General features: G+C 55.8%; 19 protein-coding genes. 17 read left to right on the top strand and 2 right to left on the bottom strand.

The window, feature by feature from the left end; translation table 11 throughout:
* Positions 1-62 precede the first annotated feature (62 nt).
* The 16 genes from LF95_RS09960 to LF95_RS09885 all read left to right on the top strand — a co-directional run bounded on the left by LF95_RS09960 (position 63) and on the right by LF95_RS09885 (position 17,837).
* Positions 63-1,931, top strand: coding sequence for a type I secretion system permease/ATPase (locus LF95_RS09960; protein ID WP_083607623.1), 1,869 nt, complete (start codon positions 63-65; stop codon positions 1,929-1,931).
* 104 nt (positions 1,932-2,035) lie between these two features.
* Entirely contained in the window at positions 2,036-3,325 is a 1,290-nt protein-coding gene (locus LF95_RS09955; protein ID WP_252509724.1) for an HlyD family type I secretion periplasmic adaptor subunit, read from the top strand.
* A gap of 126 nt (positions 3,326-3,451) precedes the next feature.
* Positions 3,452-4,090: a biliverdin-producing heme oxygenase gene (locus LF95_RS09950; protein WP_073955024.1), complete on the top strand. Its 639-nt coding sequence runs from the start codon at positions 3,452-3,454 to the stop codon at positions 4,088-4,090.
* Positions 4,091-4,264: 174 nt separating this feature from the next.
* Positions 4,265-4,804 carry a ribosome maturation factor RimP gene (gene rimP / locus LF95_RS09945; RefSeq protein WP_073956157.1) on the top strand — a complete coding sequence of 180 codons (540 nt, stop codon included), beginning with the start codon at positions 4,265-4,267 and terminating at the stop codon, positions 4,802-4,804.
* Between the two features lie 9 nt (positions 4,805-4,813).
* Complete coding sequence (gene nusA / locus LF95_RS09940; RefSeq protein ID WP_073955023.1) at positions 4,814-6,373, top strand: transcription termination factor NusA; 1,560 nt, start codon at positions 4,814-4,816, stop codon at positions 6,371-6,373.
* Between the two features lie 19 nt (positions 6,374-6,392).
* On the top strand, positions 6,393-6,983 hold the full coding sequence (locus LF95_RS09935; RefSeq protein WP_073955022.1) for an RNA-binding protein: 591 nt from the start codon (positions 6,393-6,395) through the stop codon (positions 6,981-6,983).
* An 80-nt stretch (positions 6,984-7,063) separates the two neighbouring features.
* The gene (gene infB / locus LF95_RS09930; RefSeq protein ID WP_083607621.1) at positions 7,064-9,859 is read left to right on the top strand and encodes a translation initiation factor IF-2; all 2,796 of its coding nucleotides are present in this window, start codon (positions 7,064-7,066) and stop codon (positions 9,857-9,859) included.
* Between the two features lie 22 nt (positions 9,860-9,881).
* Positions 9,882-10,304 carry a 30S ribosome-binding factor RbfA gene (gene rbfA / locus LF95_RS09925; RefSeq protein ID WP_073955020.1) on the top strand — a complete coding sequence of 141 codons (423 nt, stop codon included), beginning with the start codon at positions 9,882-9,884 and terminating at the stop codon, positions 10,302-10,304.
* Positions 10,304-11,230, top strand: a complete 927-nt coding sequence (truB, locus tag LF95_RS09920; RefSeq protein WP_073955019.1) for a tRNA pseudouridine(55) synthase TruB — start codon at positions 10,304-10,306, stop codon at positions 11,228-11,230. The genes rbfA and truB overlap by 1 nt, the downstream gene beginning before the upstream one ends.
* Before the next feature lie 17 nt (positions 11,231-11,247).
* A complete protein-coding gene (gene rpsO, locus LF95_RS09915) occupies positions 11,248-11,517 on the top strand; it encodes a 30S ribosomal protein S15 (RefSeq protein ID WP_073955018.1) in 270 nt (89 codons plus the stop codon).
* A gap of 214 nt (positions 11,518-11,731) precedes the next feature.
* Complete coding sequence (gene pnp, locus LF95_RS09910; RefSeq protein ID WP_073955017.1) at positions 11,732-13,858, top strand: polyribonucleotide nucleotidyltransferase; 2,127 nt, start codon at positions 11,732-11,734, stop codon at positions 13,856-13,858.
* 106 nt (positions 13,859-13,964) lie between these two features.
* Entirely contained in the window at positions 13,965-15,359 is a 1,395-nt protein-coding gene (locus LF95_RS09905) for an NAD(P)H-dependent flavin oxidoreductase (protein ID WP_073955016.1), read from the top strand.
* A gap of 226 nt (positions 15,360-15,585) precedes the next feature.
* Positions 15,586-16,023: an iron response transcriptional regulator IrrA gene (gene irrA, locus LF95_RS09900; RefSeq protein WP_073955015.1), complete on the top strand. Its 438-nt coding sequence runs from the start codon at positions 15,586-15,588 to the stop codon at positions 16,021-16,023.
* Positions 16,024-16,293: 270 nt separating this feature from the next.
* Complete coding sequence (locus tag LF95_RS09895; RefSeq protein WP_073955014.1) at positions 16,294-16,722, top strand: rubrerythrin family protein; 429 nt, start codon at positions 16,294-16,296, stop codon at positions 16,720-16,722.
* Between the two features lie 175 nt (positions 16,723-16,897).
* A complete protein-coding gene (locus LF95_RS09890) occupies positions 16,898-17,185 on the top strand; it encodes a YciI family protein (protein ID WP_073955013.1) in 288 nt (95 codons plus the stop codon).
* A 304-nt stretch (positions 17,186-17,489) separates the two neighbouring features.
* Entirely contained in the window at positions 17,490-17,837 is a 348-nt protein-coding gene (locus LF95_RS09885) for a hypothetical protein (RefSeq protein ID WP_073955012.1), read from the top strand.
* A 15-nt stretch (positions 17,838-17,852) separates the two neighbouring features.
* On the opposite strand, the gene LF95_RS09880 is transcribed toward LF95_RS09885, so the two are convergent.
* Positions 17,853-17,996: a hypothetical protein gene (locus LF95_RS09880; protein ID WP_252509723.1), complete on the bottom strand. Its 144-nt coding sequence runs from the start codon at positions 17,994-17,996 to the stop codon at positions 17,853-17,855.
* A 73-nt stretch (positions 17,997-18,069) separates the two neighbouring features.
* On the opposite strand from LF95_RS09880, the gene LF95_RS09875 reads away from it, so the two are divergent.
* On the top strand, positions 18,070-18,390 hold the full coding sequence (locus LF95_RS09875; RefSeq protein ID WP_083607748.1) for a RidA family protein: 321 nt from the start codon (positions 18,070-18,072) through the stop codon (positions 18,388-18,390).
* Positions 18,391-18,538: 148 nt separating this feature from the next.
* Here the strand turns inward: LF95_RS09875 and LF95_RS09870 are convergent, their stop codons facing one another.
* Positions 18,539-21,178 (bottom strand): alpha/beta fold hydrolase, encoded by a 2,640-nt coding sequence (locus LF95_RS09870; RefSeq protein WP_083607620.1) that lies wholly within the window; start codon positions 21,176-21,178, stop codon positions 18,539-18,541.
* Positions 21,179-21,504: the final 326 nt, after the last annotated feature.

The raw sequence follows: 21,504 nt of genomic DNA, 5'->3' as shown, positions 1-21,504 counted from the left end.
CACGGCAAAATGGGCGACACCCACCCTTACCTTACCGGTAAATCACGGGATAACCAATAGTCATGCTTTGGCGTGCCAGCACCGCTGCCTATTCCCCCTCCTCTTTTTCCGCTGCCAGATCAGTTGGGGCAGCCGGTTCATCCGGTTTGTCCGGTTCTTCTTTGGCGCGGGTCATGGCCTCGTTGCGTCGCGCCTTTTATTGTGTTGCCGCGCTTAGTGGCGTTTCCAATATCCTGATGCTGACCGGTCCGCTTTTCATGCTTCAAGTCTATGACCGGGTGCTGGCCAGCCAAAGCATGCCAACCCTTTTGGCGCTGACGATACTGGTTTTGGTGCTGTATCTGTTTTTGGGCACGGCCGATGCCTTGCGTGCCCGGATGCTGGTGCGGATCGGCTGGCGCGTGGATGAGGAGATTGGGCCCGATGTTTTGCGACATGCCCTGAGCAATCCGCTTGATCATCCGGGATCAGAGGCAAGGCCGGTGCATGATCTGGACCAGATCCGCCAGTTTGTGGGCAGTGCCGGGCCGGTGGCGATTTGTGATTTGCCCTGGATGCCGCTTTTTATGGGGATCGTGTTTTTATTGCATCCCTGGCTGGGCGTACTGGCCCTGGCCGGTGGGGCGGTGTTGATCGGCCTGACCCTGATCAGCGAAATCCTTTCCCGCCGCCATGTCAAGCGGCTGAACCATCAATCCGCCCGGCGCAGCCTGTTACTGGAAGCCGGGCGCCGCAATGCCGAGGTGTTGCGCGCAATGGGAATGGTCCCGGCGTTTCTGGGCCGCTGGGCGATGGTCAATGACCGCTATTTGCAAACCAACACCGCCGCTGGCGACGTCACCTCGACCTTTACCGCCTATATAAAAGTCATTCGCCTTGCCATGCAGTCCGGTGTGTTGGCACTGGGGGCTTATTTGGCAATTTTGCAGCAGGTTTCGCCCGGTGCGATGGTGGCCGCCTCGATCCTGACGGCGCGCGCCCTTTCACCAGTGGAGCAGGCGATTGGCAATTGGCGCGGATTTGTCGCGGCACGGCAGGCCTATGCCAGGCTTGGCAAAATATTGCCGGGGGCAACGGCACCGCTTCTGGTCACGGGTGAGAGCCAGAACCAGAATCAAGATCAGGATCAACCACGCCTGTCCCTGCCCGCCCCATGCGAAAATTTGACGGTGCAAACCCTTGCCGTTCATGCCCCATTGGTGCGGTCATCGGGGTCATCGGGCAAAGCCGGTTCAAGGGCAGGCAGCGGGACGGGCACCGGGCGCGCCCTGTTAAAGGTTTCCCGGATTGAGCTGAAGGCCGGGGACGGCCTGGGCGTGATTGGCCCCAGCGGGTCGGGGAAATCCACATTGGCGCGTGCCCTTGTTGGTATTGGTCACTGTTTGCAGGGGACCATTCGTCTTGATGGGGCGGAACTGTCGCACTGGTCGCGGGATGATCTGGGCCGGTATGTGGGCTATCTGCCGCAGGATGTGGAACTGTTTGAGGATACGATTGCCCGCAATATTGCCCGCCTCGCCGCCCGGCCCGATGCGCAAAAGGTGATTGCCGCAGCCAAAATGGCCGGGGTGCATGACCTGATCCAGTCCTTTCCCAACGGGTACGATACGCAAATCGGCCCGGGCGGCGTTGTGCTGTCCGGCGGGCAGCGCCAGCGCATCGGCCTCGCCCGGGCTTTGTTTGATGATCCGTTTCTGGTGGTGCTGGACGAACCCAATGCCAGCCTGGATGCGGATGGCGAGCAGGCCCTGATCAAGGCGGTGGTGGCCCTGCGTGAACGCGGCGCAATTGTGGTGATGATTGCCCATCGCCCGCATATTCTGGCCTGTGTCAATTACGCCACCGTGATCCAGAACGGCCAGCAGGTCGCCTTTGGCAGCCGGGATGACATTTTGCGCAAAACCCTGCGCCAGGTCGGAGAAAGCGCATGATTCATCCGTTTAAACGCATAATCCCTTCCGCCGGGCCTGTTGCGGGGACGCAGGCAGTTGCTGGTACGCCCGGTCTGGCGCCGCAATACAGGGATAAACCAAGCTTGGCCTTATATTCCCTGCGGCGGCATATGGTGTTTGGTGCCGGGTCGGTTTTGGCGTTATTTGCCTTGTTTGTCACATGGTTGGTGCTGGCGGATCTGTCCGGCGCGGTAGTGGCAAACGGCAAAATTGTGGTGGAAAGCAATGCCAAGGTTGTTCAGCACCAGGATGGTGGCATTGTCGGACAGATATATGTCCGCAATGGGGATCATGTGCGGGCCGGGGATATGCTGGTGCGGCTGGATGATACACGGGCCAGGGCCAGCCTTGGCATTGTGGAAAGCCAGATTGACGCCTTGAGCGCACGCCATATGCGCCTATTGGCCGAACGCGATGAACAGGATGTGCCAGTGGTACCCGATGTTTTGGCAGCACGGCGCGATCAACCCGGTATTGCAGACCTGATCCATGCACAAATGCGCCTGTTTGAGGCCCGTAAAAACAGCCTGGGCGGCGAAAAACAGCAATTACAGCAAAAGCGCCAGCAACTGGAAGAACGGATTGATGGCCTTAACGCGCAGAAAACGGCCAATGTTGAGCAAAGCCGACATATTCGTGACGAGCTTTCCGGGCTGGAAATGCTGTTTGCCAAACAATTGGTGCCAATTAATCGTGTGGCGGCCTTGCGTCGTGAAAAGGCTCGTCTTGATGGGCAGCACGGAGAACTGGCATCCGAGATTGCCGCGATCCAGACGCAGATCGCCGAAACCGAAATGGCGATTTTGCAGTTGGAACGCGACCGGCGTACCGAGGTTTTGACCGATCTTTCCGATGTGGAACGCCAGTTGGCCGAACTTCGGCAACGGCAAATTGCTTTGGTGGATCAATTGCAGCGTACCGATATCCGCGCCCCTTATGATGGCACGATTTATCAAATGCAGGTGCATAGCGAAGGTGGAGTGATTGCTGCGGGTGAAAAGATCATGGGCATTGTGCCTGATCAGGATGCGCTGGTGGTCGAGGCCCGCACCCGCCCGCAGGATGTGGATCAGATCCATCCAGGGCAAAAGGCGATGTTGCGCTTTACCGCCTTTAACCGTCGCACGACACCAGAACTGGCCGGTCAGGTGGATTTTGTGGCAGCCGATCTATCGCGTGACGAAGTGACAGGCGAAAGTTTTTATCCGGTCCGGATGCACATCACACCGGGTGAGCTGGCGCGGCTCGGCGATCATCCGCTTATGCCCGGTATGCCGGTGGAAACCTTTATTGCCACCGGTGAACGCTCTGCGCTGAGTTATTTTCTAAAACCGCTGGCCGACCAGTTTGCCCGGGCCTTTCGCGAGGAATAACGTCATGTTGATTTATTTTGCGCGAAGTTCAGATATGGGCGGGGCTGGTTCGTTTCATATTCAAAGGGGCATGTGCAAAAACGCCGCCCCGACATTTTCAGGACGAGATGAAGGGTGCCAGCCACAATGAATGCAAATCAGTCTGCACAAGGGGCAAGCGCGCAAGCCATGACCCGGATCGAACGGGTGAAAGCCGCAACCCGCGATGATCATCAGCAAATTGACGATATGGTCATGGCGATGAAGCCGTTTGACAGCCGGGTTAATTATGCCCGCTTTTTAAAAATGCAATATTGCTTCCATCGGGTGATGAAGCCGCTTTACGAGGCATCGGATCTGAATGATCTGATCCCCGGCCTGGCATCGCGCAGCCGGTTTGATGATGTTTGCGCCGACCTGGCCGATTTGAAAACGGCCCTGCCCGGCGATGACATGATGCCGGAATCCGCACGGGGATCATCGGACATGGCAGCCCCGCAAAAAGGGGTTGGCCGGCTGGGCTGGCTTTATGTTTGTGAAGGGTCCAGTCTTGGCGCGGCCTTTTTGTTAAAGGCGGCGGGCAATATTGGCCTGGACGAGGCATTTGGCGCACGCCATTTGCGTGGTCATGCCGATGGCCGTGGCAAGCATTGGCGCGAATTTGTTGCGCAATTAAATGGGCTTGAGCTGGACGAAGCCGGGGAAGCGGAAGTCATGCAGGGTGCCCATGATGCGTTCACATTTTTCCACAGCCTGCTGCTTGAGGATCAACGATTGGCCGCTTAGGGCCTAAGGGGAGCCCAGGGCAGGCTATCCCTTGGTTGAATGCCGTTCGCGGTCAGGATCGTGACTTGATTTCTGTGGAAAATGGCGTTATACAGCGCGCAAGCTTTTTGTAAAACGTAACAAAGAGTGGGCCCCGGCCCGCTCTTTTGTGCATTTTGGGGTATGGCATTCTATATGGCTGAACTGATCGGACAGCAGTTGAAAGACCCGCTCTTGTCGCGGATCGCGGATATTATTGCACCGTCGATAGAGGCACTGGGGTTTGAACTGGTACGTGTGTCCATGATGGGCAAGGACAGCCAGATCCTGCAGATTATGGCCGACCGCCCCGCAGGCCAGGGATCGATCAATGTCGAAGATTGCGCTGAAATCAGCCGCACGGTTTCGGCGTTGCTGGATGTCGATGACCCTATTTCCGGTGCCTATCACCTTGAAGTCAGCTCGCCGGGGATTGACCGGCCACTGACCCGGCGCAAGGATTTTGATGTTTGGCGCGGTTTTGACGCCAAGGTCGAACTGGTGGTGGCTGTTGCCGGTCGCCGCCGTTTCAGCGGAAAGCTGGATGGACTCGAAGACGATGCGGTCGCCATGATAGTGGACGGCGAACGCGAATTGTTGCCGTTGGCCGATATCGCAAAGGCGAAACTCGTGCTGACAGATGAATTGATCGCGCATGTCACCGGCCCGCGCCGGTCTGACGACAACGCAGAATAGAGGTTGGATATGGAAGCAACTTCGGGAATGCCGCGGCCGGAGCTTTTGCAGGTCGCTGATGCTGTCGCCCGCGAAAAAGGCATTGATCGTGACGAGGTTCTTGGTGCAATGGAGCAGGCCATTCAAAAGGCTGGCCGCTCGCGTTATGGCCATGAACATGACATTCGTGCCCATATCGACCGTAAAACCGGCGAAATTCGCCTGGCACGTTTTATCGAAGTCACCGATGACATTGAAAATGACTTTACCCAGATGTCGCTGGAACAGGCGCGTATTCGCGACGAAAACATTCAGTTGGGTGAATATCTGATCGATCCGCTGCCGCCGATTGACTTTGGCCGTATTGCTGCGCAGACCGCCAAACAGGTGATCGTGCAGAAGGTGCGTGATGCGGAACGTGAACGTCAGTACAACGAATATCAGGACCGTGTTGGTGAAGTTATCAACGGTGCTGTCAAGCGTGTTGAATTTGGCAATGTTCTGGTTGATCTGGGCCGTGCCGAAGCGATTTTGCGCCGTGAAGAACTGATCCCGCGTGAGACCATGCGCCAGGGGGACCGGGTACGTGCCCTGATCCTGGATGTGCGGCGTGAACAGCGTGGCCCGCAGATTTTCCTGTCGCGGACTCATCCGACCTTCATGGCAAAACTGTTTGCCCAGGAAGTGCCGGAAATTTACGACAATATTATCGAAATCAAATCGGTTGCCCGTGACCCCGGTTCGCGCGCCAAGATTTCGGTTCAGTCCTCCGACAGCTCGATTGACCCGGTCGGGGCCTGCGTGGGTATGCGCGGTTCGCGCGTCCAGGCGGTTGTCGGCGAATTGCAGGGCGAAAAAATCGACATCATTCAGTGGTCGGAAGACCCGGCAACCTTTGTGGTGAATGCGTTGGCCCCGGCCGAAGTCACCAAGGTTGTGATCGATGAAGAAGCCAACCGCATCGAAGTGGTTGTGCCTGACGATCAGTTGAGCCTCGCCATTGGCCGTCGTGGTCAGAATGTGCGTCTGGCATCGCAGCTGACCGGCTGGGATATCGACATCCTGACCGAGGAAGACGAAAGCGAACGTCGCCAGGAAGAAGCCCGCAAGCGGGCCGAAATGTTCATCAAGGCCCTTGACGTTGATGAGGTCATCGCCCATCTCCTCGTGGCTGAAGGCTTTACCTCGATCGAGGAAGTTGGTTACGTGCCCCTGGCCGAACTGGCAGAAATCGAAGGTTTCGAGGAAGAACTCGCCGAAGAACTGCGCGGTCGTGCACGTAGCTATCTTGCCGAGGAAGCCGAACGCCTTCAGGCCCGCCGTGACGAACTTGGCGTTCAGGATGATCTGGTTGAATTCCCGGGCATCTCGCTTGCCGTTGCTGTTCAACTGGGTGAAAATGGCGTCAAGAATCTTGAAGATTTCGCCGATCTTGCCAGTGATGAGCTGATCGAATTTGCCGGTTCTGCCGAAACCATTACTCTTGATCAGGCCAATGATCTGATCATGGAAGCCCGCCGTCGTCTGGGTTGGTTTGATGACCTGGAAGAAGAAACCGGCGAGGCCGGGGCGGAAGGCGAAGACGCCTGATCGCTGATCGGAGGGGACCATGTCGCACCGTAAAGGCGGCAAGGAACGCGAGCTTCCGGAGCGCCGGTGCATTGTCACCGGCGAGGTCCGGTTAAAAGAAGACCTCATCAGATTCGTGATCGGCCCGGATAACAGTGTCGTTTCCGATCTGGATGAACGGTTGCCCGGACGGGGATTATGGTTGTGCCCGTCGCGGGATGTGGTAAATACCGCCTGTGCAAAAAATGCCTTTGCCCGGGCGGCGCGACAAAAAGTCGTGATTGATCCGGCGCTGGCAGACAGGATTGAAGCAATGCTGTCACAGAAATGCGTCGATCTGCTGTCTCTGGCGCGTCGTGCCGGACAGGCTGTCGCCGGGTTTGAGAAGGTTCGCGCCCAAATAGATGACGGCGCGGAACTGATATTGGCGGCACGTGACGGTGCTGCGGACGGAAAAGCGCGTATCGCGGCGAAAGCTGCCGATATACCGGTTTTTTCCGTTCTGGATGCTGCCGAGATTGCAGCGGCTTTTGGCCGCGATCACGCAGTACATGCGGCTGTTGCACCAGGTGGTCTGGCGCAACGCCTAAGCCGGGCACTACAGCGGCTTGAAGGATTTCGCGCAGCCTGAAGGCAGGCCGCGCCGTACGGAAGAACAGGATTGGCCGCCAGGCGACCGATCCCGCAGGAAATGAGGAAGTTGGACGGATTATGAGTGATCGCGATCAGGAGAAGAAGCCGCTAAGCCTCAATCGATCGAAGCTTGAATTACGCAAGACGGTCGAGGCTGGGCAGGTGCGCCAAAGCTTCTCGCACGGACGGTCCAAATCTGTGGCCGTGGAAGTGCGCAAGAAGCGTACTTTTGAACAGAACGAATCCGGCCGCTTCCGCGAAGTGAACAAGGATGATGTTGCCAAGGCTGAAAATGCAGCCCCGGCAAGCGCGCCTTCGGCACCGGAAAGCAAACCGGCTCCGGCACCGGCCCCCAAGAAGCCTGCGCCCGCAGCTTCCAGGCCGGCATCACCGCAGCGCCACAAGCCGAAACCGGCCCCGCAGCGCCCGCGCAATGATGACCAGGGCAACCTGACCCAGAACGAGCGTGCGACCCGCATGGCCGCGCTGATGGCTGCCGAAGAACGCCGCAAGCAGGAAGAAGCTGCCGCCGAACAGGCGCGCAAGGAAGCTGCCCGCAAGGCCGAAGAGGAAGCCGCCCGCAAGAAAGCCGAAGCCGAAGAAGCTGCCCGTCAGGCAGAAGAAAAGGCAAAGGCTGAGGCCCAGACGAAAACCGAGGCTGCTGCTGAACCGGCCAAGGCACCTGCTGCTAAAAAAGCAGCGGATGAAGCTGGTGAAAATGTACGTGATGCTTCGGCACCGCGCACGAAAACCCAGCCGCGTCCGAAACCCGAAGCCCGTAAAAAGGTTGAGGAAGAAGTCATTCCGGGTGCACCGGCTGAACCGCTGGTTCCGGAAGAACGCCGTCGTGCAGCCCCGTCTGCTTCCAAGCCCAAAAGCCGCAAGGAACTGGACGAGGAAGAAGTGCGTTCGGCAGCAGCGCGCAAACGTGCGGAAGAAGCTGAAGCAGCTGGTCGTGGTTCGCGCGGCAAGACCGAAGATGCCAGCCGTCGCCGTGGCAAATTGTCGATCAATACTGCCATGACGGGGGATGAAGGCGGTCGTCGTCGGTCGATGGCCTCGATCAAGCGTCAGCAGGCCAAAGCCAAAGCCCGTAACCAGGGCCAGCAGAAGCCGAAAGAAAAAATTATTCGCGAAGTTGTCGTTCCCGATACCATTACGGTTCAGGAACTCGCCAACCGTATGGCCGAACGTGCTGCCGATGTGATCAAGTGCCTGATGGGTCTTGGCGTTATGGCCACCATCAACCAGAGCCTTGACCCGGATACTGCACAGCTTGTTGTCGAGGAATTCGGCCATAACATGAAGCGTGTTTCCGATGCTGACGTTGAAGAAGCGCTGGTCGTTGCCGACGATACCGAAGAACAGCTGATTTCGCGTCCGCCGGTCGTGACCGTGATGGGCCACGTTGACCACGGTAAAACCTCGTTGCTTGATGCGCTGCGTAAAACCGACGTGGTCAGCGGCGAAGCCGGTGGCATTACCCAGCATATCGGTGCCTATCAGGTGACGATGGCAAACGGGTCAAAAATTACCTTTATCGATACCCCGGGCCACGCCGCCTTTACCGAAATGCGCTCACGCGGTGCCAAGGTAACGGATATCGTGGTTCTGGTGGTGGCTGCTGACGACTCGGTCATGCCGCAAACCATCGAAGCCATCAACCATGCCAAAGCCGCCAATGTCCCGATAATCGTTGCGATTAACAAAATGGACAAGCCCGGCGCGGATGCCAACAGGGTTAAAACCGCTCTTTTGCAACACGAAGTTGTTGTTGAGGAAATGGGTGGTGATGTTCAGACGATTGAAGTATCGGCCAAAGCCGGTACCGGCCTGACCGACCTTGAAGAAGCCATTTTGCTGCAGGCCGAAGTTCTGGACCTGAAAGCCAACCCCAACCGTGTTGCTGACGGCGTTGTCGTTGAAGCCCGTATGGAAAAGGGCCGTGGCCCAGTTGCAACGGTTCTGGTACAGCGCGGTACGCTTAAAACCGGCGATATCTTTGTTACCGGTGCTGAATGGGGCCGTGTTCGTGCCCTGATCGACGATCACGGGTCACGTGTCCAGGAAGCCATTCCGGGGATGCCGGTCGAGGTTAACGGCCTTAACGGTGTGCCGTCTGCCGGTGATGACTTTGTTGTTGTCGAAAGCGAAGCCAAGGCCCGTGAAGTTTCCGACTTCCGCCAGCGTCGCATTCGTGAACAGCAGGCAGCCGCGATGAAGAAATCGGCGCTTGAAAACATGTTCACCAGCAATGGCGATCTCAAGGAACTGCCGATTGTCATCAAGGGTGACGTGCAGGGTTCGGTCGAGGCCCTTATCGGGACCTTGCAGAAACTGGGGAACGAGGAAGTCAGTGTTCGCGTGCTTCATAGCGGTGTTGGCGGGATTAACGAATCCGACGTGACCCTGGCCCGTGCCTCGAATGCCCTGATCATTGGCTTTAACGTGCGTGCCAACCAGCAGGCCCGTGACCAGGCCCGTCGTGACAATGTCGATATTCGTTATTACTCGATCATTTACGATGTCGCCGACGACACCAAGGCCATGTTGAGCGGTATGCTTTCGCCGGAAGTGCGCGAAAAGTTCCTGGGTTACGCCCAGATCCGCGAAGTGTTCACCATTTCGGGCAACCGGATTGCCGGTTGTATGATCACCGAAGGCACGGTCAAGCGTGGTGCGGGCGTGCGCCTGCTGCGCGACAACGTTGTTATTCATACCGGCGAACTTTCGACGCTGCGTCGCTTCAAGGACGAAGTCAAGGAAGTCCGCGAGGGGTATGAATGTGGTATGTCCTTTGCGAAATACAATGACATTGCCGTTGGCGACGTTATTGAGTGCTTCGAGCAGGAGGAAATCGCCGTCGAGCTTTAAGTAAGACGCGATTGATACTGATATGTCGAAGCAATCAGCCAAAGGACCAAGTCAGCGACAGTTACGCGTGGCGGAGGAAATCCGCCAGGCGCTGTCCTATGCGCTTGAACGTGGTGATATTTACGACCCGGAATTATCCCGTCGTCCGATTACCGTGACCAAGGTTGACCTGAGTCCAGACATGCGCAACGCCATGGTAGCCGTCACCCCGCTTGGTGGCGGCGATGCGAAACCGACCCTTGAGGCGCTTAAACGCCAGAAGGGAATTTTGCGAAGTCATGTTGCCAATAGCGTGCATATGAAATATGTCCCGGCATTGCGATTTGTCGAAGACACCAGCTTTGATATCTCCGATCATATCGGCGAGCTGTTGCGCGACCCGCATGTGGCACAGGACCTGTCGTCCGATCATGAATCGGATGATCACGATAAAGAGGACGATTGATGGCGCGTCGGCGTCGCGGCAAAATAATCAGCGGCTGGCTGGCAGTTGACAAACCCCTTGAGATCACGTCTTCAACCGTGGTCAATCAGGTGCGTCGTCTGCTCGATGCGGCCAAGGCCGGGCATGGCGGGACTTTGGACCCGCTGGCGACCGGCGTTTTGCCCATTGCCTTTGGCGAGGCGACAAAAACCGTCGCCTATGTCATGGATGGAAGTAAAAGTTATCGCGTTACCCTGAAATTCGGGGAATCACGCAGCACTGATGATGCCGAAGGTGACGTAACCGCCACGTCGGATCATCGCCCGACTCGCGAAGAAATCGAGGCGGTGCTGGGTGAATTCATTGGCGAAATTCAACAGGTACCGCCAAAATTTTCGGCAATCAAGGTGAATGGCAAACGCGCCTATGACCTTGCGCGCCGTGATGAAGACGTGGTTTTGAAAGCCCGTCCGATTTTGATAAAAGATCTTCGTCTGGTTGACATGCCTGATCGCGATCATGCCGTGTTCGATGTAATATCGGGCAAAGGAGCATATATGCGGTCGCTGGCGCGCGATATTGCGCTGCGTCTTGGCACTGTTGGCCACATTGCCGCCCTTCGCCGCACGTCGGCGGGGCCGTTTGCGGAAGGTGATTCCATTCCCCTGCAGGAACTGCTGGAAATGGACCCCGAGGCGGTAATGGAAAAACTGCTTCCGGTCGAGACCGCGCTGGACGACATCCCGGCGCTGGCCCTGACCGAAGTCGAGGCGCAACGTCTTGCCAGTGGGCAGCCTGTCGGGCTGTTGCCGGTGGTCAAGCGGAGCGAGCTCGGTACCCCCGTCGCCCGGGACGGAATCGTCTGTGCCATGCTTAACGACCGCGCTGTTGCGCTGGCCGAGATTCATGGCGGCGAAATCCGCCCGGTGCGTGTATTTAATCTTTGAAGGCGAAAGGATGCCTGATGTCGATTACTGCTGAACGTAAAACCGACCTGATCAAAGAATTCGGCCAGAAAGACGGCGACACCGGTTCCCCCGAGGTCCAGGTTGCCATTCTGACCGAACGGATCAAAAACCTGACCGAACACATGAAAGAACACAAGCACGACTTCCATAGCCGTCGTGGTCTTTTGATGATGGTTGGTCAGCGCCGCCGGTTGCTGAAATACTTGCAGCGCAAAAATACCGAACGTTACGAAGCGATCATCGCGCGTCTCGGTATTCGCCGCTGATATTGACGTGCGGCGGAGCGGTTTATCCCTCCGCCGTCGTTTTTTATTGTCCCGCGGATCGGGATGCACGGGAGCGTAGATCCAGAATGGCTGGGCACGCCCGGTTTGTCCGGACCCATTAATTATGTCGCTTGACGTAAAAGCCTCATAATTAATGTGTTCGGATCTCGTGTAGAAGTTGCTTGGTCCGCAAGTAGGTTTGGAAGGAAGTAATATGTTTAATGTCGTCCGCAAGGAAATGCAGTGGGGTAACGCCAAGCTGGTTCTGGAAACCGGCAAGGTTGCCCGCCAGGCAGATGGTGCGGTTATGGTCACGTATGGTGAAACCGTTGTTCTGTGTACTGCTGTCGGCGCCAAGTCGCCGCGCCCGGACATCGATTTTTTCCCGCTGACCGTGAATTACCAGGAAAAGGCATTTGCCGCTGGTAAAATTCCGGGTGGCTTTTTCAAGCGCGAAGGCCGTCCGTCGGAAAAGGAAACCCTGGTTTCCCGCCTGATCGACCGTCCGGTTCGCCCGCTGTTCCACCCGCAATACCGCAACGAAACCCAGATCGTTTGTACCGTTCTGTCGCATGACATGGAAAACGATCCTGATGTTGTTGCCATGATCGGTACCTCGGCTGCGCTGACCATTTCCGGTCTGCCGTTCCTCGGCCCGATTGGTGCGGCGCGTGTCGGTTATAAAGACGGCGAATATCTGCTGAACCCGTCAACCGAAGCCATCAAGGAAAGTGACCTTGATTTGGTGGTTGCCGGTACCCGTGACGGCGTGATGATGGTTGAGTCCGAAGCATCCGAGCTTTCAGAAGAAATCATGCTCGGTGCCGTCAAGTTCGGTCATGAAAAATTCCAGCCGGTGATTGACCTGATCATTGAATTGGCCGAAGACGCCGCCAAGGACCCGCGTGACATTGCCGACCTGCCCGAAGGGTATGACGCCCTGGTCGAAAAAGTTGCTGCCCTGGGCACCGACAGCCTGACCGCTGCCTATGCACATGTTGTCAAACAGGAGCGTTCGGCTGCTGTTTCGGCTGCCAAGGAAGAAATCGTTGCCAAGCTGGCGGACGAAGAAATCGACGATGCCCTGAAAGGCAAGATTTCCTCGATCATCAAGGATCTGGAAAAAGACATCGTTCGTGGTGCGATCCTGAAAACCGGCAAGCGTATCGATGGCCGTACCGGTTCTGACGTTCGTCCGATCCTGGGTGAAGTTTCGGTTCTGCCGCGTGCACATGGCTCGGCCCTGTTTACCCGTGGTGAAACCCAGGCGCTGGCTGTTGCCACCCTTGGTACCGGCCAGGACGAACAGATCGTTGACGCCCTTGACGGTGAATATCGTGAAGGCTTCATGCTGCACTATAACTTCCCGCCCTACTCGGTTGGTGAAGCAGGCCGCATGGGCTCGCCGGGACGTCGTGAAATTGGTCATGGCAAGCTGGCATGGCGCGCCATTCACCCGCTGATGCCGACCAAGGAAGCCTTCCCCTATACCGTGCGTATCGTTTCGGAAGTCACCGAATCGAACGGTTCGTCCTCGATGGCAACGGTTTGTGCAACCTCGCTGTCGATGATGGATGCCGGTGTGCCGCTGGCACGCCCGGTTGCCGGTATTGCCATGGGTCTGATCAAGGAAGGCGAAGATTTTGCCGTTCTGTCCGACATCATGGGTGACGAAGACCACCTTGGCGACATGGACTTCAAGGTTGCCGGGACCGATCATGGGATCACCTCGCTTCAGATGGACATCAAGATCACCTCGGTGACCCCGGACATCATGCAGATTGCCCTGGGCCAGGCCCGTGATGGCCGCCTGCATATTCTGGGTGAAATGTCCAAGGCCCTGCCGGAAGCCCGCGGTGAAGTTTCGGGTAATGCCCCGACCATTACCCAGTTCTCGATCCCGAAAGACAAGATCCGTGACGTTATCGGCTCGGGTGGCAAGGTTATTCGTGAAATTTGCGAAGAGACCGGTGCCAAGGTTGATATCGAAGACGATGGCTCGATCACTGTTGCGCATACCGATGGTGCCAAAGGCAAGCAGGCCGTTGACTGGATCAAATCGATCGTTGCAGAACCTGAATTGAACCATATCTATGAGGGTAAGGTTGTTAAGGCTGTCGATTTCGGCGCATTCGTGAACTTCTTTGGTGCGCGCGATGGCCTGGTTCACATTTCGGAACTGGCACAGGAACGTGTCAAACAGGTTTCCGATGTGGTCAAGGAAGGCGACAAGGTGAAGGTCAAGGTTATCGGCTTTGATGACCGCGGCAAGATCAAATTGTCGATGAAGCGTGTTGACCAGGAAACCGGCGCTGACCTTGAAGCTGCTGCTGAAGCCTGATGTAAGGTAAATGTGGGCGGGCGGCGATAATAACAATATACGCCGCCCCTCCTCACATCGACTTGGATAACCCGCTTGTCCGAAAAGCCGAATGGGAGAGACGAACTTGAAAGCCCTTAAACCGCTCGTCATGTCGGGAAAAGAGGTTCTGCCGTTGATTGAAGGCGGAAAAGGTATCTCTGTTTCGACAGGTCAAAGCTCAGGCGCATGGGCTGCGGCCGGTGGTATTGGCACGTTTTCTGCCGTCAACGCAGATTATTATGACGCTGATGGCAATATTGTGCCTGTCAGCTATGAAGGCAAAACCCGTGGCGAACGCCACCACGAACTGGTGTCTTATGGCATCCAGGGCGGAATTGCCCAGGCGCAGATTGCCCATGAAACCCGCAATGGCGAAGGCCGCCTGCATGTGAATGTGCTGTGGGAAATGGGCGGGGCCGAGGCCATCCTGGAAGGGGTTCTGGAAGGAACCAAGGGCCTGGTCCACGGTGTGACTTGTGGTGCAGGCATGCCCTACCGGGTATCCACCATTGCCGCATCCTATGGCATTTATTACTACCCCATCGTGTCGTCCGCCCGCGCCTTTCGCGCGCTGTGGCTGCGGGCCTATAAAAAGGTTCCGGAATGGCTTGGTGGTGTGGTCTATGAAGACCCGTGGCGTGCCGGTGGGCATAATGGTCTGTCAAATTCCGAAGATCCGCTGGTCCCCGAAGATCCGTTCCCGCGTGTTCGGGCCCTGCGTGAATTCATGAATTCCGTTGGTCTGAATAATGTGCCGATCATTATGGCCGGTGGTGTGTGGTATTTGCGCGACTATGCTGACTGGATTGAAAACCCCGAAGTTGCACCGGTGGCGTTCCAGTATGGTACCCGTCCGCTTTTGACCCAGGAAAGCCCGATTTCCGATGAATGGAAAAAGCGCCTCCTGACGCTCAAAAATGGCGATGTCTCGCTGCATAAATTCAGCCCGACCGGCTTTTACAGCTCGGCGGTGCGTAACAGCTTCCTTGAAGACCTGCATCAGCGTTCGGACCGTCAGGTGCGCTATTCGCGCACGGCTGAGGCCGATTTGCATGTGGGGATTCCGCTGGGCCGTCGGGGCCGTCCGATTTATGTGCGTGAAGACGATGCCGACAAGGTGCGTGGCTGGCTTGAGGCCGGTTACACCGAAGGCATGCCAACTCCGGATGACACAATGGTATTTGTCACCCCGGAAAGCGCGCTTGAGATCAAAAAAGACCAGATCGACTGCATGGGCTGTCTGTCGCAGTGCCAGTTTTCCAACTGGCAGCAGCATGAAGGCACGACGGGCAAGCGGGCTGATCCCCGGTCTTTCTGCATTCAGAAAACCCTGCAAAACATTGCGCATGGTGCCTCGGTTGAGCATGAATTGATGTTTGCCGGGCACAATGCCTACAAGTTTGCGGAAGATCCGTTCTATGCGGACGGGTTCATTCCGACTGTCAAACAGCTTGTCGACCGTATTGCCACGGGCGACTAGGTTAGGATATTTCCAAAAGCAACCGCGCGTTGCGGGGAAAACGAAAGGGGCCGGTTGATGACCGGCCCTCTTTTTTTGCGGGATTGTTCCTTCAATCGACCATAAGAACAATTATAGTTGATCAAAATCAAAGAAAACGACTTTAAGCTCCGTCTAATATAGCCTCGACATCAACGGGTAGTTGTCCTTCAACTACTGGTTAAAAACTTTGTTAAGGGGCACCATTATGACCATCCAGCGGCCTTATACCCATGCACTGAACCGCCTTAAAGAAGCCGGTTTGCGTCCGACCCGCCAGCGCCTTGCCCTGGCCCGTTTTTTGTTTGATGCCGGTCATCGTCATGTGACCGCAGAACAGCTCCATTCCGAGGCAATGGCACAGCATGTAAAGGTTTCACTGGCAACGGTTTATAACACCCTGCACCAGTTCACCGATGCCGGTTTGATCCGCGAAATCATTGTTGATTCCGGCCGGTCCTATTTCGATACCAATGTTGCCCCGCATTATCATTTCTATTGCGAAGATGATGGCAGCCTGGTTGACATTCCGGCTGATGCGGTCCATTTGGCCCGTATTCCCAACATGCCGCGCGGCACCGAACTTTCTTCGGTTGATCTGGTCTTCCGTTTGCGCCGCCAACAGGAACGCCACGCAGCTGCATAAGTTTTGCAGAAACTGGACTGAAGTCGGGTTTTCATCCCTGATGTAAGGCCGTTGCTCAACTGCTGCCATTGTACCGTGTGCAACGGTCATTGGGCTTGCGTAAATATGGCCGCTGCTGTGACAGGGGTATGAAAACCAACCGGCGCGTTACCAAACGCCCCTTTGGTTCTTGACGCGCATCGATATTGAAACAAATAGAAGGGCGGCAATGCGGGTGATCGCGTGCCGTCCTTTTTTGATTTCTCGACATATTAGAAACAGGGGGCCCATGTGGCGCTAAAGGGTACACGTACCGAGCAAAACCTGCGTTCCGCCTTTGCCGTCGAAGCGGCAGGAAACCGGCGTTATCTTTATTTTGCCCAGCAGGCGGATATTGAAGGTCAGACCCAACTTGCCGAACTGTTTCGCAGTGCCGCCGAGGCTGAAACCGGCCATGCGTTCGGGCATCTGGAATTTTTGGAACAGTGCGGGGATCCGCAAACGGGCCTGCCATTTGGCGACAGTCGCTGCAATTTGCGCGCGGCCTTGCAGGCCGAACGCGAAGAAGGTGTTAATTCCTATCCGGAAATGGCCCGAATTGCCCGTGAAGAAGGGCTGGAGGATATTGCCGCCTGGTTTGAAACCCTTGCCCGGGTGGAAAAACAGCATGCGGACCGATTTGAACGCGCCCTGCGTGATCTGGGCGAGAATGTTGACTAAATAGAACGGCCAAAACAAAAATAACGGCCGTATTTGCACCGTTAAAAGGCGCACCAAACACGAAAATTGACGTTGGGGAACATCATCGCGGCCACTTTTTTGGGGTGGTCGTTATTTGCAGGTCAAAGGGAAGGCATCACCAGACCTGTATCAGTGAAATCGGATGACGAATTGAATGTTCATTGTGAACCTGACCTATCTTGTCGATCTCAGCGAAATCGACGCGGTGCTGACGGACCATGTTGAATGGCTCAAGCAGTGTTACGGGGTTGGCGCTTTTGTGGCGTCAGGCCCCAAAAAACCGCGGGATGGCGGGGTTATTTTGGCGCGTTGTACGCGCGAAAAGCTTGAAGGATATTTGAAATGCGATCCGTTTTGGGAAAAGGGGCTGGCCCGCTACGAAATCATCGAGTTCGAGCCCGGCATGATGGCCAGCGGCTTTGAAAAGGTTTTGATGAAATAACCGGTGCTCTATCCGCAGCCCTATTCGTCGAGCCATCGAAACGGATGCAGGTGTTAAATTCCCCCGGTTGACGGGTGGCTTTCCGGACGTGTTGTTTGGCAATTAATTCCGGGCAGACCATCCGTCATTTGTGTTTTGCCCGTCAGGTGAAGCGTTTCATACAAAGCAACCAGCCGATGATTTTGATAAATGGCATTCGGCGTAACTGCGGCGTTCGGGGATAAAGTTTTACACCAACATTGTGGTATTCAGGATACAGGATTATCATGCTGGGTGCCCCTTCCAACTCCTGCAGGGTGGTATTATGAGACGCCATCATCTTGTTTTTCAAGCCATTACATCCCGCGATCGCCATCTTGTTGTCCGCCAAGTTCAGGATGCCCTGACCCTTGCGCGTGGCTGGGTCGATGACGCCCATTTTTATTCCAACAAAATGACGACGATCCGTTTTACCCTTGCTGCCGGCGATCTGCCGGTTTTTCGCACGACATTGCAGGAATACGGAGTGATGATCGAAGACGTCACCCGCCCTGGCATTGGTGCAGGTGTGGCATCGCTGCCCGATGATGCCGAAATTTCAGGCTCCCTCCAGATCACCTTTTTGCATAATGAACCTGATTTGAAACAGGTTATTCCGGCTGTACCGGGTTAAGGTTCGCAAGCTTACTTATTCCGGGGGCAGTGGCACCTGGGGCCAGTCATGGGTGACATCAGCCTGAACCGGTCGTTCAAGATAAGTCGATAAAACGACATAGCTTTTGGTGCCTCTTACGCCCGGCAGAACATATAGCTGAGACAGAAATTGTTCCATTGCGTGTGCGCTGGCGGTTCTGACCTTCAGGATAACACATGTATCCCCCGCCACCCCCGATTATGTGCATGCGATGGAAGTCACAGGTGCTGCCCGTTTTTTGTTCGTAAGCGGTACAATGGGACTTGATGCTGATGGCACGGCCCCTGATGGTCTGGATGATCAATTGTCGCTGATATGGTCCAATATTCGCCGCATCCTTGCCGAGGCGGATATGACGGCGGAAAACATCGTGCGCGTCACAAGCTATTTATCGGACGTAACCTTTGTTCAGCCCAATCAGGATGCCCGACTTCATGCCCTGGGAGAAAGACGTGTTCCCACCACGGCGATTGTCGTTCAGACATTGAAGCCTGAATGGTTGGTCGAGATTGAAATTATCGCCGCCGCATAGGGCTGTTGTAACCACACGCCCGCTGGATCAGCATTGCACGCACGGATAAGGGTATCGATACTGGAAACCCTGAAACTTATCATCAGGATGTGTGATGTGGGTCAGGCCAATGCGGCCTTTTATTAACATGCCGCTGATTTGAAACAGGTTATTTCGGCGGGGCCGGATTACGGTCTGTGGGATTTTTCACCGATTCAGCCGGGATTGTCTGTTGGGGGGCTGTGCGCTTTTTGGCACCCAATTTGCCAAATCCGGCGCGGGCGAGAATCGCCCGGCTTTTGTCGCGGGCGCTGAGTGTTGCGATGGCGGTGTCGCCGGATATGGCGGTTTCGGGCGGGTTGGCGGGTGCAGTGACCCCCGTGTCATTGGCCTCGCGGGTGTCGATTTGTCGCGGTATTGTTGGGGTTACTGGGACAGGTGTTGCCGTCATATCGGCCCTGTCAGAAAGCAAGTTTGATGCTGGCAGTTCCGCCTTGTCTGCTTTGGCAACAAATTCCATCACCAGGTCAACCGCCCCTGTGAGATTTTCGTTTAAAATACCATGCCGGTCGGCGGGCAGCATTTTAACGGTTTTGTTTTGGGTGCCGGTTAATCGCCGGGCAATCATATTGGCGCTGGCCGGGTCCACCACCTGGTCGCCATCGGCCTGTAAAACCAGCACCGGGACATCGATATGGGCCAGTTTGCTGTTCATTTCGGCAACCGCACGGCGCAAATGATACAGCCCGTTAATGGGAATATGCCGGTAATTGATTTCGGGATGTTCCGACTGGTTGGGGCGAAAGCCCAGCATTTCGCTGGCATTGGGCACCCAGCCCATTAATTTGTTGGCCCCATAGAGCAAGGGAACAAACATCAGGTTACGATTGCGGAACTTAAGCGGTGTGCTTGCCATTAAAAGCCCGGCCAGGCGGGGCGGATGACTGGCGGCAAAAATGGCACTAAGCGTTGAGCCGGTTGAAAAACCGACAATCACAACCTGCTCGCAAAAGGCTGAGAGAATGTCATATCCCCGCTGAACCGATGCCAGCCAGTCCTGCCAGCTTCGGCTTTGCAGGTCATGGGGGGATGTGCCGTGGCCCGCCAGGCGAACACCCAGCACGGCGTGCCCCTGGGCGGCTAGACGGTCCCCGACATTTCGCAATTCCGCTGGTGATGCCAAAAAGCCATGCACCACCAAAATGCCGGTTTTGCTGTGGTGCGATGGTTCGGGCAAATGCAGATAGGGCGCACCGGAAAGCGTGGCTGTTTCCTGGTCATTAATCGCGGCATATTGGGCGTGATGGAATTTTTGCCAGTTCCATTTCCAGGCCCGCATTTCATCATCAAATCGCAGGCGGGCAAATTCGGCGGGTTTTATTTTGCCAATCTGTTTGCGGGCGGCTTTCAGGGCATCCCATGCGGCCTGGATCGGGGCCATTTCATTGGCATAGACCATGACGGGGTTATCCATGCGGATTTGGTCAAACCCGGCTTCGGCCTGTAATTTGGGCAGGAAACAATATTTGCCGTCGCGCCGTTCGATCAGGCCAAGTTGCACGGCACTGTCGATAAACTGGCGGATTTGCGGGCATTTATGGTCAAAAATGCCAATATAGGCGGCCGGGTTCAAAATGCCGCGATGGAGATGAACATTGGTGGCCTGCTGAACATTTTTGATCGCTAGATAGATGGTTTTGTCAAACTGGTCGATATCGACTTCGGTTTCGCCATCGGCCAGGATCATCTTCATTAACCGGGCGGCAAGGTGGCTGACATTGAGCGTGATGTTGGAATACATCACCGCCATGCACTGGTCACGCAGCGGGTGGACATGGCGGGTCAGGGTATTCTGGATGACGCGGTCGCTCAGGCGTGGCAGGTCTTTGGCCGGGCGAAACAGATCATCCAGGGTTTTGGCATGGCGCACCATGCGCCCCAACAATCGCTGGTCCAGCCAGTTAAACCGTTCATGCGGGTAAACCGGGTCCCCAAGGCGGATATCCATGTCGGTCTGCTTAAGGATCAGATTGCCTTCAATAATCAGTTCTTCGGCCATTTTGGGGCTTAAGCCGCCCATAAACATTTCCGCTCCGCGTGCCAGCAGGTTTTGATCCACGCGCAGCGGGTGAAAGGTGATATTGGCCGGAAACATCAGGGTTGGTTTGGCAATTGCGATTTTCAGCTGATCGGGCGAAGTGCCCAACAGATCCGCCCAGCGCAAAAGTTCGTCCGGGTTGCCATGTGTGATCAGCCAGGACAGGCCGGTTTTAAAGCCATCCAGCCCCAGAGCCAGCACGGCTGCCCCGGTATGATGGGCGCGGCGCTGATGGGCGGAGCGTGAATAAATACTGTAATCGGGTTTGCGGCCAACATAGGGGGACTCATCGGCCATAACCCGCCGGTCTTTGACCATGCCACCTTCGGGGAAAATCACCACCTTGCCACCGCGCAGGATTTCTTCTGCCAGAAATGGCAATAGGCGCCCGTAATTGTTGGGAACACCGCCAAGGGCGCGTAAATATTTCGATAGTGTATTGTCTTCGACAAAAAACTCCGCCGATGCCACCGACCGGCAATAAACCCCGGTTTCCAGCGCAATCAGATATTGCGGGATAAAGGTTTCAAAGCGGGCGAAATGGTTGAACATGAAAATGTCGCCCTGGGCAAGATGCTCCTTTTCACCATACAGCTTGATATTGATGTCAACGCGATTGCGCAGCACGCTCATGGCGCGCATGGTCCATTCACATGCCGCCGGATGAATGGCGAACTGTTCCTGTTCGATCTGTTTGAAATCAATGGTCATGGGCGGCCTTCCCTAACAGTGCTTTTGCACATGGCGGCAGGAATATGGTCCGGTTTTTAAGGTCGCCTGTTTGTCAGGCTTTATGGCTCTTGGTCGTGTGCGCCGGTCACATTCATGGATTATGATTATATTTATTATATGTGGGGAAATCATGGCGTTGCCAGGCTCCGTCCGTCAAGAAAGACGGTGCTTTTTGTTGCCGGAATTGCCGACATATGCCCGATTTGCAACCGGCATGTATATGCGGCCATTGCATTTGCGGGTGACAGAGCGATTCCGTTTTTTGTCTTTAAGTCGTCCCGGGGGCGTATCCGGCTTTGCACTTT

It is taken from the genome of Thalassospira sp. TSL5-1 (assembly GCF_001907695.1).
In the GTDB taxonomy this organism is placed as follows: Bacteria; Pseudomonadota; Alphaproteobacteria; order Rhodospirillales; family Thalassospiraceae; genus Thalassospira.
The sequence above is the reverse complement of the archived record's forward strand: the minus strand, read 5'-3'. Positions and strand labels throughout refer to the sequence as shown.